Source organism: Planctomycetia bacterium, assembly GCA_034440135.1.
Classification (GTDB): domain Bacteria; phylum Planctomycetota; class Planctomycetia; order Pirellulales; family JALHLM01; genus JALHLM01.
On record JAWXBP010000095.1, the window covers coordinates 1 to 16,612 of the forward strand.

Consider the following 16,612-nt stretch of genomic DNA (forward strand, 5'->3'; position numbering starts at 1 on the left):
ACGGAGCAAATTGAAGTCGTGCGCGCTCATTGTGCAACGTAACTCAAGAACCCGGCCTCACTTCAACCAAAATCAAAATTCCTTAACCGGACAGTAATGGTATCGCATTGGTAATCTGGTGCCCGCTTCCGGCGAGGACCAGAAGGTCGTCCTTCTGAAATTGAAAATCAGCGGCAGGAACGGCAGTGAGCGCTGCATCTCGTCGAACGGCCAGAATTGTCGCTCCTGTTCTCGCTCTGAGATCGAGCTCCCCCAGCGTTTTGCCGATGGCCGGCGATCCCTCGGCAAGTTGACGAGTCTCGATCTCAAATTTGGGCGCCAACTCGTTGAGGAGTCGCTGCCGCTCCGTGGACGGCATCTCGCCTCGAAGTGCGCGATAGGCATTGGCCCGAAAACTGTCGATGACGCGGTCGATCGAGGCATTGGGTGTTTCAAACAGTCGCAGCGTCAACGCCAGCACTTCCAGCGAAGTCTCGAATTCCTCCGCAATGACCTCGTTCGCACCGAGTTCGCGGAGAGCATCGATTTCCGTCATGTACCTGGTTCGGACGATGATGTGAAGCCGCGCGTTCTCATGCCGGGCTATCTGCACAGCCTGCCGCGTCGCCTGCGAATCGGAAATCGCCAGGACAAAGCCGCGCGCAGTGCCGATGTGCAGTTTCCGCAACACTTCGGCGCGGGAGCAATCGCCGAAGAACACCGGTTCGCCACGTCGACGAGCGGCCTGAACGGTATCAGGATTCATCTCTAAAACGGAAAACGGCAACTCAAACGTCCGTAACGAGTTCGCCACATTGCGACCGTTCACCCCATAGCCGGCAATGATGACATGATTCTCCAGCGGAGGTTGGTCCTCCGCTTCGTTGCCCATAGGTCGGTTTTCAAGACGTTTCAGCCAAGGGATTGTGGCGAGCAACTGAGCCAGCCGCGAACTGTTGGAGACCAGGAACGGGCTTGCAACCATCGATGCCACTGCAATTAGCAGAAAAACGGCGTAGTGGTCGTCACGAATTAGGCCCAGTTGGTGCCCAGTATATCCCAAGACAAAGGAAAATTCACCCATCTGAGCGATCCCGGTTCCAACAATGGTTGCAACGCGCAACGGGTACCCCCAGACTAAGATGGGAGCAAATCCGCTCGAAAACTTAATCGCCAGAACTGCGATCAGCAAGAGCGCGGCCAACCAAGCGTCATTTACAAGGCCGTTGACATTGAGCAGCATTCCAGTCGAGATAAAAAAAATGCTAATGAGCAAGTCCCGAAACGGCGCTACCTCTGAGAGCGTATGGTGACTGTAACCAGACTCTGCAATTGCCAGGCCGGCGAGAAACGCCCCGAGTCCGATGGATAAGCCGGCAGCCATCGTCGTCCAAGCAGTGCCCAGACAAACGACAATGACAAAGATGAGGAATAGTTCTCGACTCCGACTGCGGATGACATGGTCCATCCAGAGGGGAATAATCCAGCGCGAAAGTGTGACGGCGACTGCGAACACTCCGCAAGCGCGGAGCAGCATTACTCCCAGGTCTCCCAGCGCAAATTGTCCACCCGCCATGACCGGGACGGCCAGTAGCATCAAAACGACCGACAGATCTTGGGTAATGCTGATTCCCAAACCGAGTCGCACGGGCGGCGTCGTCAACTCGCCTCGGTCGAGAAACAGCTTCAGCATCAAGGTGGAACTGGTGTGGGCGACGAGAAACCCGAGAAACACAGCCTCGGCCCATCGCTCTACGAATGCCGCGGCGGCCAAGGCTGTCACCACGATGCAGACCAACATCTGCGCCGCGCCGATTCCTGCGGCGTACAGCAACTCTTGGAGCCGCTCACGGGTGAAATCCAGACCGATCGAGAACATCAGCAGCAGAATGCCGATCTCGGCCAGCTTTTCGATTTGGTCCCGTTCCTGAAGGACACCTAACCCATGCGGCCCGATCAGTACTCCGGCCACGAGCAGCCCGACGATGGACGGCAGGCGCAGACGGTGAAACAAGTGCAGAACGCTCCCCGCGAGCAGGAATACGAGCACCAGGTTTCGCAGCAGGGGTTCCATGAGCCGTCCTACCTCGATGACCTTCGTGCCGCCTCAAGGCATTGACAGTTGGTACCGGATGACTTGCCGGTGCGATGCGGTAATTCGGACTGGGGGCGTTCACGCCTCGCAGAAAAGGGGTGCGATTTGAGCACGAGCAAAAACCCTACTCCAAAGGCTGCGATGGTAATGTAGAGGTTCACCGGGCCTGGCCGAACTCCGACTATCGGTGTCATCGCAAGCTTAAAGACACTCACAACCATCAGGCTGATTCCCCCCAAACGAAACTTGCGTATTCTAACACCTCGGGAATGAGCGCTGTCGTGACGCGGACGGGCGGCCCGTTTATTGCGACTTGGCCGTCTCAGACCCGGAGGACGGGGGGATTCGGACGATTTCCACCGAGCAGGCGGCATTGGTCGCCACCGCCAAGGATACTGAGCCGAGAAACAATCGCTTAATAGCCCCGTACCCATGTGACCCGACGACAATCAACTCCGCGCCCCAGTCCTCCGCTTCGTCTAAAATCTTGTCCTTCGGGTAACCTTCCTGGAGGACGGGGGTGACAAATAAGTCGGGTGCATTGCGCTTGAATGCGGCTGCAGCATCGTTGAGACGTTGCCAGGCTTCCGTTCGCAGTTGCTTGTTGATCTCATCGAACGCGCTCGACGAACGGCCTCGCGACAGGTCTTCCGTCCAGGGAGCATCTACCGTGATGATTCGGACCTCGGTTCCTTCCGGCCAGGGCCGTCGGCAGATTTCTGCCACGGCTGCATCGCTGTACGGGGAGCCGTCGATAAAGTTGCCATGCATGGACGATGTGTAAGTCGGCGTCTTCGCTAGCGGACAGCGAGGACGCCAATTCAAGGATCAGACGGTTGAGCGTATCCCGTGCATCTCCCGTAACTTCCGGGTCGATCGCGGCCATGATCCGGGCGAAAACGCCCTTTGACGCCGGGTTTCATCACCAGGACGGGACACGGGCATTGGCGCATCAAACAACTCGACGTGCTACCGAACAACCGTTGCCTCAGCCCCACCTTTCCTTCGGCCGTCATGATTACCAGATCGCGCCGTTGCTCGATCACATCGCGGATGATTTCCAGGAATGGCTCTCCGATCAACAGTTGCGTCGCAGGCCGCACCCCGAGTGACTTCATGGCGGCGGCGGCTTCCTTAAGTCGTGCCTGACATTCCTGTAGCACGAGTTTCCGCACGTCGATCAGTTTATTCACGACGGTCACCACCTGCTCCCGACCGGCAGACAAATCCTTGAGCACCTGCACGATGGTTAGGCGGGCACGGTTGTCCCTGGCCAGAATCGCGACACGCGCACATGTCGCGTGATCGCATTCGTAAATGAGTGAGATATTCTTGAAGCGTTTCATGCCGATCCTCGCTACGTTGTCAGTTATCGGTTGCTTGCGCCTTTCGTCGTCTTGCGCATCATCGGAGTTCTTCTAGTGCAAGTACGGTTATGAATGGTCTGGCCTACCTTGGCCTGAGTCGGAGGGCACCTTCTCCGATTCTGGGTGGAGCGGCCAGAACGGCGGCATGATCGGTGAGACGAAGTCCGCAGGTTTGACCGTCAGAATGCTGCAATCGCATGTGCCGAGTACCTTTTCCGCCGTGTTGCCAAGCAGCACCCCCTTGATGCCGCTACGACCGACCGTGCCCATCGCAATCAGGGCGATGTTGAGATGCTTGGCTAAACGGTCGATTTCTTGCCAAGGCGTTCCCGACGACAAATGCGAGTGAACCCGAGAGGCGTCGGTGTCAAGTGAGGCCGCGAAGGCGGCCAGACGCTCGCCCGCTTCCTCACGAATGGCTTGTCTAAGCCAAGAGTCGTCTGGGAGTCGCTCGCCCAGGCCGGGCGGGACGTCCGATTCGATGACGTGGAGTAAGTGAAAGTCGGCCCCGGCCCGCCGGGCGATCGACAACCCCTCCAGCACCGCTCGGCGACTCACGTCGGAAAAATCCGTTGCCGCCAACACCGCCTTGGGCGGCTCCGCGTGTTGCGCCTTCACGATCCATACGGACGAAGGGCACTTGCGAATCAATCGCTTGGCCGTACTGCCGACGAAAAACTGTTCCCAAGCGGCCAGTCCGCGAGTTCCGGCTAATACGAGGTCATGGCCTTCCTTCTGGACGGCATGGATGACGGCGACAAACGGTTCCCCCAGTAGCGTTTCCACCGTTACGTCCAGGTCCGTGGCGTTGAGGGCCATCAGCATGCGTTTCATGCGCAGATCGGATTCTTGACGAATCTCAAATTGAAACGTCTCGCCTTCGCCGTACACCATATCCAGTCTGGCGCGGAGCGAAGCGGAGGCAACCACGCGGCGCAGATCTGGTAGCGCGTGAAGCAATGTGATTCGGGCGCCGGACTGCTGCGCCAGCCAAACGGCTTGCTTCAAGGCCGCCTCGGCGTGCGACGAGAAATCGACGGCGACCAAAATCCGCCGGTATCCCGATGAGATTGTCGTCGAGGACATCAGGCTTCCTTTCGTGGGCGAGTGGCTGGTTGAATCGTCGCCAGGGTAGATCGGCGCCGTGGGGCAAGCACTCGGGGTGACAACGGCGGAGTGGAGTAATGACTATTCATGGACCAGCGGGGCGGACGGGCTGCGATTGCCGCAACGAGGGCTCAATCGGCGACACAAAGTCCGCCGGCTTGACCGTCAAGATGCTGCAATCACAGGTGCCGAGCACTTTTTCCGCCGTGTTCCCGAGAAACAATCCTTTCACACCGCTGCGGCCAACCGTGCCTATGGCGATTAAATCAATCTTCAAACGCTGAACAAGACGCCCGATGTCCTTCCAAGGAGTCCCCCAGGACAAGTGCCGATGAATCCGGGAAGGCTCGGTGTGGAGCGATTCGACGAAACCATCCAGTCGCTCTTTGGCCTCTTCGTTGATCTCACGTCTCAGGGAACTCCCCTGGGGCATCTTCGCGACGGCATCTTCAGGCATGTCCATCGAATCGATGACATGCAGCAGGTGAAACTCGGCACCGGCCTGCCGAGCGATCGAAAGCCCCTCCCTTGCCGCCCGGCGACTCACCTCCGAAAAATCCGTCGCCGCCAACACCCGCTTGGGCGGCTCCCCGTGCTCCGTCTTCACGATCCATACGGACGAAGGGCACTTGCGAATCAATCGCTTGGCCGTACTGCCGACGAAAAACTGTTGCCATGCAGCGAGCCCGCGGGTTCCCGCCAGTACGAGGTCATAGCCTTCCTGCTGGACGGTATGGATGATCTCGACGAAGGGCTCCCCCTGGAGGACTTTGAACTGCACGTCGATATTGGTCGCGTATTGGTCAACCAAATGGCGCAACTTCGCGTCGGCGTGTTGTCGCGTCTCACGTTCGAACGCTTCATACCGCGCGCCTTCGCCGGACACATTCAAAAGATCCGTCAACATTTTCATCTTCGGCACTGGTGCGTTCAGTTTTTGGGGGGGAAGTAGATGGGGCAACGCATGCGCCAAGGTAATCGTCGCGCCCATCTGCGGCGCAAGCCACACCGCCTGTTTCAAGGCCGCTTCGGCGTACGGCGAAAAATCAACGGCGACTAGTATTCGCGTGTAACCGATCCGGACGGTCATTGAGGACATGACGCTTCCTTTGGCAAAGTAAGGCGGGTCCGAGGAGTCGTTCCCTTCGAGTTCCTTCTAGGTCCAGGTCTCGTGACGCAGGATCTCCGCCCGTCGGCGGCACCGTTCGGCACGTTCATACTGGCCCAGTGCTTCGCAGGCTTGCGCCCGTCCATCGAGAGCCGGCACGTGGAACGGGTTACGGGCCAGAACCTGATCGAATTTTCGTAGGGCCCCTTCGTAGGCCTGATCCGCCAACAACGCGTTCGCTTCGGTGTACGCCAGATTGTTCGTCTGCACGTCCTCGGCATTAAGGTCTTCCAGCAGCATGTCTTCGTCGTGAACCACCAGTAGCGAACAGGGCAACTTCTGCAAGACGCGCCGCGTGGTGCTTCCCAAGAACACGCGTGTGATGCCTGATTTGCCGGTCGCCCCCATCACGATCAGATCGGCCTGTTTCTCCGCGGCGGTCGCGAGGATTTCTTGCGACGGCGAACCGCAACGAATGTCTTTGCTCCAACTCACGCCGCCGAAGTCCGTTTCACGAAGGGCGGCGAGAACGCTCTCCTCCCACCGATCGGCGTATTGCTCATGAACATTCGTCAGCGCCCCGACCTCCGCGGCCGCCGTCACCCAACTCACTTGCGGTACGACGCAGAGCACGCTGAGTTCGGATTGAAATATCCGTGCCAGGCGGATCGAGTTCTTGAGTCCTCGTAGCGAGGCGGACGAGCCGTCGAACGGACAGAGAATTTGCCGAAAAGCGGGCGGCGTTCCGGAACGAATCGCCAGTACCGGTTGGCGCGCCTGCTGGATCACGGCTTCGGCGATCGGGCCGCACGACACCTTGCCGTCTCGAGGTTCACCGGCTCCTACGACAATGAGGTCGGCGTCGAGTTCATCGGCCTTCCGCAGAATTTTGTCGGCGACAGAACCGGTCAAGACGACCGGGTGCGCCAACTCGACATTTTCAAGCGTTAGCGTATTAACCAACGGTTCCATCATGCGTTGGCCGACTTGGCGGCGGAAGTAGTCGATGAGAGCGGAATCCGAATCAACGTCGACGACGTGCAACGGCGTCACGCGCGAGCCGAACGCCCGAGCGAGACGCGCCGTGACGGCGGCGAGAGTCCGGCTCGCCGGGCCGAAGTCGGTGGCCAGTAGCAGCATGCGTAAGGAGCGCATGGATGTTTCCTCCAAAGGAATTGAGTGACGGAGACTATATCGCTACGGCAAGTGGATGATCGCGTTTGTCATCGGACGGGCGGCACCACTCACTGAGCAGGAACAACGGCTGGCGGCGTGCCGAATGACGTGCAACGCCGTCTCCCCGAAGACGCGCCGCAAGAATAGATTCTTGGCGCGCGGGCTTGCTCCACTCGCTGTCGACGTAGTTCCGCTGCATAGTGCCCGCCGCCGAGGGGCACCGGGCCGACACGAGTCAGTCGCCGGTAGTCGATGACGCCGACTCCGCTTAGTTCGGCGTCGTGCGCCAAGGCGAGTTCCACGCCGCGATGAATGGCGGAAGGGGTGTACTCGGTCCCGCCTAAACCGACCAGGATTCGTTTAAGCATGGCATGACATCCTTTTCCAAAAGCTCTCAGGCGACTCGACGGAAGCGTTAGGATTCATTTCGCTCTCGTAATTGGTGCTCCGTCGGCGGGTCCGACACGTCGAGCCGGTCGATGACACGCAATACGCCGGCGACGTGCCTGGCGCATTCCAAGGCAATCTGCCGTTGATGAAATGTGGGGAGCGCGCCGCTGAGCACGACGGTTCCGTCTTTCACTTCGATTCGCAGGCGACGCAGAGCCTGGTAGTGTCGACCGGCTAGGAACGCGCGAACACGGCATTGCAGATCGCGATCGAACTCGGAAGTCGGCGCGAGGCGGGGCGGATTGATGAGGAGTTTCTGTTCCCAGGAGCGACGATCCGCGTCGCTGACCGGAAAGGCAAGGCACCCGGCTCCGCCGCCGAGCATCGTCCGTGACTCGTCGACGGAGACCTCTGCGAAACGGTCCAAACAAGTTCTGTCCGTCAGGTCGTGTGGAAGCATCGTAATTACTGCGCGAGAAACAAGGGGATGTCGGTGTGTTGCAGCACGTCTTGCAGGGTATCGCCGAGCACGTGTCGGAGAAGGACACTCCGAGCGCTGTTGCCCATGACGATCATGTCCGCCTGCCAAAGCTTGGCGGCCGCCAACAACATGTGGCGGGCCTCGCCGGGATTCGATTGGCGATCGACCGTGTACCCCTGAGCTTGGCAGTAGTCAGCGGCATCGGAGGTCAGGCGATAACCTTCGTCGTCGGAAACTTGAAAGGTCATGATCTTCAAACGGGCGGACGACCATAGCCCAAGCTGAACGAATCGCTTCATCGCTTTGGCTGATTCCATCGTGCCGCTGTAGGCGATCAACACGCGATGAATCTGCCGGAACTGTTGCGATACGGCGATGAGCGGACGCACGCCGGCTCCCACCAGCCGCATGAGCAGGACCTGTGGATCGGGGCAGAGGAAGTCGTACTCGAAGACGCTCCGCAAACCGAAAATCATCAAGTCGTGGTAGCGAGCCAATTCGATCAATTTCATGAATGCGTCGCCCGATTCCCGCACGACGCGGTACTTGATCTGTTCCCCTCGGCAAACCGCCTCGAAGTCGCGAATCGATTGTGCGAGGCGATCTTCGGTGATTGCCGTTCCCCGATTGCCGATCGCGTCCGCTTCACCCCCTGTCGGCGTCATCGCTCCGCCTAAATGGCGTACCCGACGTGCGTCGAGCACGGTGACTCCGGTGACTTCGGCGGCCTGCGATTTCGCCAGCGATATGGCCCGTTGAATAGCGACGGGCGTGTACGCTGTTCCCCCTAAGCCGACCAGAATGCGTTTGATCACAGTTAGGCTCCTGTCATTACTTCAAAGTCGAGCCCGTTCGCTTCGCCCACCACCACTTGTGCAGTTCGACCCCAGGTACGATCAACACGCTGACGCCAAGCGCCAAGCCCCACAACCACGGATCAACGGGCTTGGTGGCCAGCATGTCTTGCAGGAACGGCACATACATTCCCGTAACGTGAATCAGAAACGCACCCAGCGTGCCGAAAAACAGCACGGGGCTGCGGAGCGGCGACAACGTAAACGCGGACTTCGTCTCCGAACGGCAGTTGCCGACATGGAAATTCTCGAACAACACCATCACCAGCAGCAGCAGATTGCGCGCGCCCGCGACGTCCCAGCCCGCTCGAATGGCAAGGTCGTACACCAGAAAGCCGCCACCGCCGACCACCAGCATCGCCACGAGCATCCGCTCCACCATCAGCCGGTTGAAGACGGATTCATCGGGCGGACGCGGTTTGCGCCGCAGGCTGTCCCCTTCGCCCGGCTCAAAGGCCAAGGCCACTCCCTGAATCCCGTTCGTGACGAGGTTCAGCCACAACAACTGGACCGGGAGCAAGGGCACCGGCAGCCCGGTGACCACGGCCAGCAAGACCATCAGCAGCTCGGCCGCTCCCATCGACACGAGCAGGTAGACGACCTTGCGGATGTTGTCGTACGCGACGCGGCCCTCCTCGATGCCGCCCACGATGGAACTGAAATTGTCGTCGCTGATGACCAACTCCGCCGCTTCCCTGGCCACGTCCGTTCCCGCCTTGCCCATCGCGACCCCGATGTTGGCGGCCCGCATCGCCGGGGCATCGTTGACGCCGTCGCCGGTAACCGCGACGAAGTGCCCCGCCTGGCGCGCCGCCTCGACGATTTGCAGTTTTTCGCGCGGCGTGACCCTGGCGAACACGCGGACATGCGGCACCATCTCCGCCAACTGCTCGGCCGACTTGCCGTCCAGGTCGGCCGCCGTAACGACCTGCTCGTCGCTCGCCGCCAGTCCAAGCTCGCGAGCGATGGCCAGAGCCGTGACGCGGTGGTCCCCGGTCACCATCGAGACCAGAACGCCCGCCTGCCGGCACTCGGCCACGGCCTCCCGCGCTCCCGCACGCAACGGATCGAGCATGCCGAGAAGTCCGAGCAGCGTCAGATTCGCGGGTTGCGGCGGAACATTCTCGGCACGAAGCTCTCCCGTGAGTCGGCCGGCGGCCACGGCCAGAACGCGGAGGCCGCGGGCAGCCATGCCTAACGCCGCGTGGTCCATTCGTGCTCGATCCGCGGCCGAAAGTTGATCACCACACATGCCCAGTACGCGCTCCGGCGCGCCTTTGACCAACACTTCAATGCCTTCGCCGTTGCGGTGGAATGATGCCGCAAATTGATGTTCCGATTCAAAGGGAATGCGGCTCACCTCGGGGTCCGTTTCAAGTGCCGACTCGCGTTGCATTCCCAGCTTTGCTCCCAAGCTCAATGCCGCTACGTCGACGGCATCCCCGCGCCATACCCACTCGCCGTTGCGCCGATGCAAGTCCGCCTCATTGCACAACACGGCCGCCCGGACCGTCGCCGCCAACAGAGGATGATCGGCCGAGCCCACCGGCCGTCCCGCCAGGAGTACCTCACCTTGCGGCGAGAATCCTTGCCCCGTCACCTGAAACACGTCGCCGTCGGCCAAACAGACTTCACGCACGGTTAGTTCATTGCATGTCAGCGTGCCGGTCTTGTCGGTCGCGATCAGGGTGCAACTCCCCAAACCTTCGACGGCGGTCAATTGCCGCACGATCACGTTTCGCCGAGCCATTCGCGTCGTCGCCACGGCGAGCGCCACGGTTATCGCGACCGGCAATCCCTCCGGAATGGCGGACACCGCCAGCGCCACCACCAAAAAGAAGGTTTCGACGAGCGTGTAGCCCCACAACACGATTCCCAGCAGCCCGATGACTCCTGCCGCGGCCAGGGTTCCGACTGCCACGTAGTTCGTAAACCGCTCCATGCGCTCCAATAGCGGCGGCTTCCCTCCGCGGGCATCCATCACGTCGAGCGCCAACTGGCCGACGCCGGTCGCCGTTCCTGTGGCCACCACGAGTCCCTTCGCCCGCCCGCGGGCCACTAACGAGCCGGCAAACGTCATGTTCAGCCGATCGGCCATCGGGGTTGCTTCCGGTCCTTGCCAGACGGGGTCCTTATGCACTGCCAAGGACTCTCCGGTGAGCAGCGATTCGTCCACCTCCAGGCCCTGCGCAGACAGCAGTCGCAGATCCGCCGGGACACGGTTGCCGGATTCTAGCCATACCACATCCCCCGGGACGATCTCCGCCGCCTCGATCTCACGTATGTCACCGTCCCGTTGCACTTGGGCGCGGATGCGTAGCATTTTCTGCAGCGCCTGACTGCTTTGTTCGGCCTGCCACTCCTGGTAAGCGCCGATGGCGGCGTTGATGACCAACACCGCCGCAATGAACGCCGCATCCTTCACGTCGCCGATCAGCACCGAGACCACGGCCGCCGCCACGAGAATGTAGATCAAGGGGCTGTAGAACTGGCGGAGCACGATCCGCCACAGCGGTGCGGACCCTTTTTCAGGCAGCAGATTGGGGCCGAAGTCTTGCAACCGAATCGCCGCTTCCGCCTCGGTGAGTCCGTGTTCTCCGGCTCTTACTGCGGTCAGCAGATCGGGCAGCGCTTCCGCGTGCCATGCTCGCACTGCTTGGGATGGTGGCTTTAACGTCATGGCTTCCGGATACTCCTTGCAGACGATTCGGTGAGGCCGCTGCTACTTCGATGGGCTATTCGCTGGCTTCTCCGAGCGCTTCGTGCTTTGCCAAGCGGTTCTCGACTTCCGAATCGCCGCTTGCAATCGTTTGACCTCGTCGGTGGCTTCGGGAAGCAAGTCCATGGCCTTTACCAGCCAGTCGGCGAGTTCCGGCCTTCGGAGGCTGTAGAACACATGACGACCGTCTCTCCGCTCCTCGACCAGCCGGTGCGCCCGCAAGACCATCAAGTGTTGCGAGACGGTCGAGTGACTTGTATGCAATTCGGCCTGTAATGAGTTCACGTCCCGTTCTCCGCCCCGAAGTTCCTCAATCGCACGAATTCTGGCCGGATGGGCAATCGCCTTGAGAAACCTCGCCAACTCCTTGGCCACCAACGATCGGTACGGCATCGTTTGCCTCCACGTATCACTGCGGTCTCAATCACTAAGTACGACCAAAGGGCCGACCATCTTAAACGGACAGGCACGACTTACCTGATTCGTCGTGATCCGCATTCACAACGAGCTTGTCTACTGCCCGGCATCCTCCCGCCGCATCGCCTTCGGTGAACGTCGCGGACTCATGGGCAGGAGTTCATTCAGTTGTTCGATATGTTCAAACATTTGAATTGCACTCGGCGTGCCGCACTTTTTCGCTGCGATCATCGAGCAGATTTATCCGTAAAATCGCCGTTGCGGCCTGTTTCGTGAGCGTCATCGGACTGTGCGATGCGCGCTCGATGTGACGATATCGCACATCGTTCGCTCGGACATGTGATTGGGGTTCGCAGTCGCCGCGAACTCTGCCGTTCGCATCGACATGGGTTTGTGCATGTCGCTCAATTCGAACGCTACGGCCCGTTGTACGTCCCCGATCCGCAATTTCCGCCAGGGCACTTCAGCTTGAAGCGCGACGCGGCGGCGCACTTCGCTTCTCCGAATGTGCAGTTTCGCACGCGCGCAGCCGTCGCAGGCCGCCGCACGCGTGAAAGCATGCGGCTGTCGCCCCACTGCGGCGATGTTACGCGATGCGCTCATATTGGCATCAATGTTGCTTCTGAACTACGCGACCCCAAAACACTCACTACTCGGAAAAGCGTCGCCGTGCAAAACAAACGGGAATCGCCGGCTGATCGGACGCAGGCCGTTCGGAAGAGCTGGAACCAAACGGAACGCCGCCGACGGGCAATCAACGGAAACCGACTCTGCCACGCTTTCGCGGGGCAATTCGCCTTCGAAAGTCCTCAACCGATCATCCGGGCAGTCGGTTCCATCGGTATCAACGACCTCAGACGGTCGGCACAAAACGGCTGACCATTCGAAGCGTTTCATTCCCGTAGGCGGTTCCCCCATGCCGTTCCGTACCATCCACAAATCGCAAGCCGCCGGCCAAGTCCCGCCGAACCTGGCCGATTATGAACACGCGCGAGACGCGTTTTCCTGGTCGGCGGTGCGGAAGGAACTCACCGGAAGATCCGACCCGGCCCATCTCAACCTGGCGTACCAGGCGGTCGATCGGCACGCCCGCGGTCCCCAAGGCGAGCTCGTCGCAATACGTTGGCTTGGCAAAGAGGGCGGTCGCCGCGACGTCACTTACGCCGAGTTGTCGGAGATCAGCAACCGTTTTGCGAACGTTCTCGAAGGACTCGACGTCCGCCCCGGGGACCGCGTCTTCTCGCTACTAGGACGCGTGCCGGAGCTTTATGTTTCCGCTTTGGGCACGCTCAAGAACAAGTCGGTGTTCTGTCCGTTGTTTTCGCAGTTCGGTCCCGAACCGATTTGGCAACGGCTCTTCCGCGGCGACGCTAAGGTCTTAATCACGACCCGAGCGGCATACGAGAAGAAGGTGGCGGCGATCCGAACGCGGTTGCCGCAACTGGAGCACGTGCTGCTCACGGACGTCGATGACGACGTTTCGGCCGGCGTGCTTTCGCTGCCGCGGCTCATGGCCCGGGCCTCCGGCAAGTTTACGATTCCGCTGACGGTCCCCGCCGACGGCGCCCTGCTGCATTTCACCAGCGGGACGACCGGCATGCCCAAAGGGGCCGTACACGTCCACGAAGCGGCGCTGACGCACTACATCACGGGCAAGTTCGTGCTCGACTTCCATCCCGGCGACGTGTTTTGGTGCACGGCCGATCCGGGATGGGTCACCGGCACGTCATACGGCATCTTCGCGCCGCTGCTGCACGGCGTGACGAACATCGTCGACGAGGCCGAGTTCGACGCCGAGCGTTGGTATCGGATCCTTCAAGACGAGCGGGTCAACGTCTGGTACACGGCCCCGACCGCCGTGCGCCGCTTGATGCGCATTCCCGGCGAACCTCGCCGACAATACGACCTGAGTGCGTTGCGCCTGGTACTCAGCGTCGGGGAACCGCTCAATCCCGAAGCGGTCATGTGGGGCGTCGAGGCCCTGGGCCTGCCGATCCACGACAACTGGTGGCAAACCGAAACCGGCGGCATCATGATCGCCAACTATCGAGCCATGGACATCCGGCCCGGCTCGATGGGAAAGCCGCTTCCGGGCATCGACGCGTCGATCGTCCGCCGCACCGAAGGAGGCTTGGAAGTCGTCGCCGAACCGGATGTGGAAGGGGAACTTGCCCTGAAAGCGGGCTGGCCCTCGATGTTCCGCGGTTACCTGCACGACGACGAGCGCTACCGAAGGTGCTTCTTCGGCGATTGGTACCTTAGCGGCGATTTGGCCCGTCGCGATGCCGACGGCTACTACTGGTTCGTCGGCCGGGTCGACGACATTATCAAAACTTCCGGCCACATGGTCGGCCCGTTCGAGGTGGAAAGCGCCCTGATGGAACACCCGGCCGTCGCCGAGGCGGGCGTCATCGGCAAACCCGATCCCTTGATCGGTCAGCTCGTTAAGGCGTTCGTCGTCTTGAAGCACCCGCTCGAACCGAGCGAGGCGCTCGAGCTTGAGTTGCTGGGCTTCGGGCGCAAACGGCTCGGTCCGGCCGTGGCCCCGAAGGAACTCGCCTTCGTGGCGAGCCTGCCGAAAACGCGCAGCGGCAAGGTGATGCGACGCCTGCTGAAGGCCCGTGAACTCGGCCTACCCGAGGGAGATCTCTCAACGCTGGAGACCGAAGCATGAGCCCCCTCGACTCGAATGTTCCGCTCGATCGCGATCGCGCCATGCGACTGCTCCGGCAGATGGTGCGAATACGCCGCTTTGAAGAAAAGTGCGTCGAGTTGTACGGCGCTCAGAAGATCCGCGGCTTTCTCCATCTTTACGTCGGCGAAGAAGCCGTGGCGACCGGCGTCATGGAACAACTCCGACCGGAAGACGCCGTGCTGGCGACCTATCGCGAACACGGCCAGGCATTGGCCCGCGGCATACCGGCCGGCTCGATCATGGCCGAAATGTACGGCAAGCGCGAAGGCTGCGCCCGTGGTCGGGGCGGGTCGATGCACCTGTTCGACGCTGCGACTCGTTTCTACGGCGGCAACGCGATCGTCGCCGGCGGCATGCCGTTGGCCGTGGGACTCGCTCTGGCCGACAAACTGCAAGGGCGGCGGAACGTCACGGCCTGCTTTTTCGGCGAAGGCGCCGTTGCCGAAGGGGAGTTTCACGAGTCGATGAACCTGGCCGCCCTCTGGCGATTGCCCGTGCTGTTCGTTTGTGAAAACAACCTGTATGCGATGGGAACGGCTTTGGCGGTTTCCGAATCGATGACCGACATCGCCCGGAAAGCCGATGCCTACGGCGTCGCGGCGGCGAGCGTTGACGGCATGGACGTCGTGGCCGTCGCCGAAGCGACGCGGCGAGCCGTCGAACAGGTCCGCGAGGGTCGGCCTTACCTCTTGGAATGCCGGACCTACCGATTCCGGGCCCATTCCATGTTCGACGCCGAACTCTATCGTTCCAAGACCGAAATCGCGGAGTGGAAACTGCGCGATCCGATCACGCTCTTCTTCGAGCAAATCAAGCAAGCGGGCATGGCGAGGGAATCCGATCTGGCCGAACTCGAGCGGTCGGCCGATCGCGAAATCGACGAAGCGGTCGCCTTCGCCGAGGCGGGCACCTGGGAACCGGTAGCCGATCTCGCCCGCTTCGTCTATTCGGAGAAGCAACCATCATGAACGCAACCGCCGTCCAATCGAAAACGACCTATCGCGACGCGGTGCGCGAAGCCCTGCGCGAGGCGCTTCGTGCAGATCCCCGTGTTTTCCTCATGGGAGAAGACGTGGGTCGGTACGGCGGCTGCTTTGCCGTAAGCCGGGGATTGTTCGACGAGTTCGGGCCGGAGCGGATTCGCGACACTCCCCTATCGGAGTCGGCGTTCGTCGGCGCGGGGATCGGCGCGGCGCTCGGGGGTATGCGGCCGATCGTCGAAATCATGACGGTCAACTTTAGCTTGCTGGCCCTCGATCAGATCATGAACACCGCCGCGACGCTCCTGCACATGTCGGGCGGGCAGTTCAACGTACCGCTTGTCATCCGCATGGCGACCGGCGGCGGAAAGCAACTCGCCGCCCAACATTCGCATAGCCTGGAAGGCTGGTACGCCCATATTCCGGGTTTGAAGATCCTGACTCCGGCGACGATCGAAGACGCCCGTGGGATGCTGGGCGCGGCGCTCCGCGATCCGGACCCCGTGCTGATTTTCGAGCACCAAACGCTCTACAATCTGGAAGGCGAACTTCCACCCGCGGCCGGGCCCGTCGACATCGAAGGGGCACGCGTGCGTCGACCGGGGGCCGCCGTCACCTTGCTGACCTACGGCGCGGGCCTGCACAAGTCGCTCGCGGCCGCCGACACGCTTGCCGGCGAAGGCGTCGACGTGGAAGTGATCGACCTGCGCGTGCTGCGTCCCTTGGACGACGCGACAATCATGCAATCCGTCGCCAAGACGCACCGCGTCTTGATCGTCGACGAAGGCTGGCGGAGCGGCGGCATCTCGGCCGAGATCGCCGCCCGGATCATGGAGCAGTCGTTCTTCGAGCTCGATCGGCCTGTCGCCCGCCTCTGCGGGGCCGAGGTACCGATGCCTTATGCCAAACACCTCGAATACGCGGCCCTGCCGCAGCCGGAAACGATCGCGGCGGCCGTCCGTCAACTGGTGAACGACCATGGCTGATTTTCTGCTGCCGAGTCTCGGCGCCGATATGGCCGCGGCGACGTTGGTCGAATGGAAGATCAAGCCGGGCGAAGTCGTCACGCGCGGACAAGTGGTCGCCGAGGTCGAGACCGACAAAGGGGTCATCGACGTCGAATGCTTCGATCCGGGTACGATCGAACGGTTGGTCGCCGAACCGGGACAAAAACTCGCCGTAGGCGCAGTCCTGGCCGTCATTCGCGGTGCGAACGACGCCGCAGCCGGCCCGGTACCGATCAC

The 16,612-nt window shown here is 61.1% G+C and carries 16 protein-coding genes; 5 read left to right on the forward strand and 11 right to left on the reverse strand.

Annotated features, from left to right (window positions below; all coding sequences use genetic code 11):
• Positions 1 to 82: 82 nt before the first annotated feature.
• The gene (locus tag SGJ19_05565) at positions 83 to 1,993 is read right to left on the reverse strand and encodes a cation:proton antiporter (protein ID MDZ4779700.1); all 1,911 of its coding nucleotides are present in this window, start codon (positions 1,991 to 1,993) and stop codon (positions 83 to 85) included.
• On the opposite strand from SGJ19_05565, the gene SGJ19_05570 reads away from it, so the two are divergent.
• Positions 1,925 to 2,098: a hypothetical protein gene (locus tag SGJ19_05570; protein MDZ4779701.1), complete on the forward strand. Its 174-nt coding sequence runs from the start codon at positions 1,925 to 1,927 to the stop codon at positions 2,096 to 2,098. The genes SGJ19_05565 and SGJ19_05570 overlap by 69 nt on opposite strands.
• A gap of 279 nt (positions 2,099 to 2,377) precedes the next feature.
• Here SGJ19_05570 and SGJ19_05575 read toward each other — a convergent pair whose 3' ends face one another.
• The 10 genes from SGJ19_05575 to SGJ19_05620 all read right to left on the reverse strand — a co-directional run bounded on the left by SGJ19_05575 (position 2,378) and on the right by SGJ19_05620 (position 11,669).
• Positions 2,378 to 2,845, reverse strand: a complete 468-nt coding sequence (locus SGJ19_05575; GenBank protein ID MDZ4779702.1) for a universal stress protein — start codon at positions 2,843 to 2,845, stop codon at positions 2,378 to 2,380.
• 50 nt (positions 2,846 to 2,895) lie between these two features.
• A complete protein-coding gene (locus tag SGJ19_05580) occupies positions 2,896 to 3,420 on the reverse strand; it encodes a universal stress protein (GenBank protein MDZ4779703.1) in 525 nt (174 codons plus the stop codon).
• Between the two features lie 87 nt (positions 3,421 to 3,507).
• Positions 3,508 to 4,527: a universal stress protein gene (locus tag SGJ19_05585; protein MDZ4779704.1), complete on the reverse strand. Its 1,020-nt coding sequence runs from the start codon at positions 4,525 to 4,527 to the stop codon at positions 3,508 to 3,510.
• 106 nt (positions 4,528 to 4,633) lie between these two features.
• Complete coding sequence (locus tag SGJ19_05590; protein ID MDZ4779705.1) at positions 4,634 to 5,647, reverse strand: universal stress protein; 1,014 nt, start codon at positions 5,645 to 5,647, stop codon at positions 4,634 to 4,636.
• 57 nt (positions 5,648 to 5,704) lie between these two features.
• Entirely contained in the window at positions 5,705 to 6,811 is a 1,107-nt protein-coding gene (locus SGJ19_05595) for a universal stress protein (protein ID MDZ4779706.1), read from the reverse strand.
• 89 nt (positions 6,812 to 6,900) lie between these two features.
• Positions 6,901 to 7,200 (reverse strand): universal stress protein, encoded by a 300-nt coding sequence (locus tag SGJ19_05600; GenBank protein MDZ4779707.1) that lies wholly within the window; start codon positions 7,198 to 7,200, stop codon positions 6,901 to 6,903.
• Positions 7,201 to 7,247: 47 nt separating this feature from the next.
• Positions 7,248 to 7,682: a BON domain-containing protein gene (locus SGJ19_05605; GenBank protein ID MDZ4779708.1), complete on the reverse strand. Its 435-nt coding sequence runs from the start codon at positions 7,680 to 7,682 to the stop codon at positions 7,248 to 7,250.
• 5 nt (positions 7,683 to 7,687) lie between these two features.
• Positions 7,688 to 8,518: a universal stress protein gene (locus SGJ19_05610; GenBank protein MDZ4779709.1), complete on the reverse strand. Its 831-nt coding sequence runs from the start codon at positions 8,516 to 8,518 to the stop codon at positions 7,688 to 7,690.
• Positions 8,519 to 8,534: 16 nt separating this feature from the next.
• Positions 8,535 to 11,237, reverse strand: coding sequence for an HAD-IC family P-type ATPase (locus SGJ19_05615; protein ID MDZ4779710.1), 2,703 nt, complete (start codon positions 11,235 to 11,237; stop codon positions 8,535 to 8,537).
• A 42-nt stretch (positions 11,238 to 11,279) separates the two neighbouring features.
• Positions 11,280 to 11,669, reverse strand: a complete 390-nt coding sequence (locus SGJ19_05620) for a metalloregulator ArsR/SmtB family transcription factor (protein MDZ4779711.1) — start codon at positions 11,667 to 11,669, stop codon at positions 11,280 to 11,282.
• Between the two features lie 940 nt (positions 11,670 to 12,609).
• On the opposite strand from SGJ19_05620, the gene acsA reads away from it, so the two are divergent.
• The 4 genes from acsA to SGJ19_05640 form a co-directional block, all read left to right on the forward strand.
• The gene (acsA, locus tag SGJ19_05625) at positions 12,610 to 14,367 is read left to right on the forward strand and encodes an acetate--CoA ligase (GenBank protein MDZ4779712.1); all 1,758 of its coding nucleotides are present in this window, start codon (positions 12,610 to 12,612) and stop codon (positions 14,365 to 14,367) included.
• The gene (pdhA, locus tag SGJ19_05630; GenBank protein MDZ4779713.1) at positions 14,364 to 15,356 is read left to right on the forward strand and encodes a pyruvate dehydrogenase (acetyl-transferring) E1 component subunit alpha; all 993 of its coding nucleotides are present in this window, start codon (positions 14,364 to 14,366) and stop codon (positions 15,354 to 15,356) included. Before acsA ends, pdhA begins: the two co-directional genes overlap by 4 nt.
• Positions 15,353 to 16,354 (forward strand): alpha-ketoacid dehydrogenase subunit beta, encoded by a 1,002-nt coding sequence (locus SGJ19_05635; protein ID MDZ4779714.1) that lies wholly within the window; start codon positions 15,353 to 15,355, stop codon positions 16,352 to 16,354. Before pdhA ends, SGJ19_05635 begins: the two co-directional genes overlap by 4 nt.
• Positions 16,347 to 16,612 (forward strand): biotin/lipoyl-containing protein (locus tag SGJ19_05640; protein MDZ4779715.1); only part of this gene is annotated, 266 nt, incomplete at its 3' end. The genes SGJ19_05635 and SGJ19_05640, both read left to right, overlap by 8 nt.

Coding starts and splice junctions, on each gene's coding strand:
- SGJ19_05570 (MDZ4779701.1), top strand. CDS start 1,925: ATGCGGCCCGATCAGTACTCCGGCCACGAGCAGCCCGACGATGGACGG.
- SGJ19_05575 (MDZ4779702.1), bottom strand. CDS start 2,845: ATGCATGGCAACTTTATCGACGGCTCCCCGTACAGCGATGCAGCCGTG.
- SGJ19_05580 (MDZ4779703.1), bottom strand. CDS start 3,420: ATGAAACGCTTCAAGAATATCTCACTCATTTACGAATGCGATCACGCG.
- SGJ19_05585 (MDZ4779704.1), bottom strand. CDS start 4,527: ATGTCCTCGACGACAATCTCATCGGGATACCGGCGGATTTTGGTCGCC.
- SGJ19_05590 (MDZ4779705.1), bottom strand. CDS start 5,647: ATGTCCTCAATGACCGTCCGGATCGGTTACACGCGAATACTAGTCGCC.
- SGJ19_05595 (MDZ4779706.1), bottom strand. CDS start 6,811: ATGCGCTCCTTACGCATGCTGCTACTGGCCACCGACTTCGGCCCGGCG.
- SGJ19_05600 (MDZ4779707.1), bottom strand. CDS start 7,200: ATGCTTAAACGAATCCTGGTCGGTTTAGGCGGGACCGAGTACACCCCT.
- SGJ19_05605 (MDZ4779708.1), bottom strand. CDS start 7,682: ATGCTTCCACACGACCTGACGGACAGAACTTGTTTGGACCGTTTCGCA.
- SGJ19_05615 (MDZ4779710.1), bottom strand. CDS start 11,237: ATGACGTTAAAGCCACCATCCCAAGCAGTGCGAGCATGGCACGCGGAA.
- SGJ19_05620 (MDZ4779711.1), bottom strand. CDS start 11,669: ATGCCGTACCGATCGTTGGTGGCCAAGGAGTTGGCGAGGTTTCTCAAG.
- acsA (MDZ4779712.1), top strand. CDS start 12,610: ATGCCGTTCCGTACCATCCACAAATCGCAAGCCGCCGGCCAAGTCCCG.
- pdhA (MDZ4779713.1), top strand. CDS start 14,364: ATGAGCCCCCTCGACTCGAATGTTCCGCTCGATCGCGATCGCGCCATG.
- SGJ19_05635 (MDZ4779714.1), top strand. CDS start 15,353: ATGAACGCAACCGCCGTCCAATCGAAAACGACCTATCGCGACGCGGTG.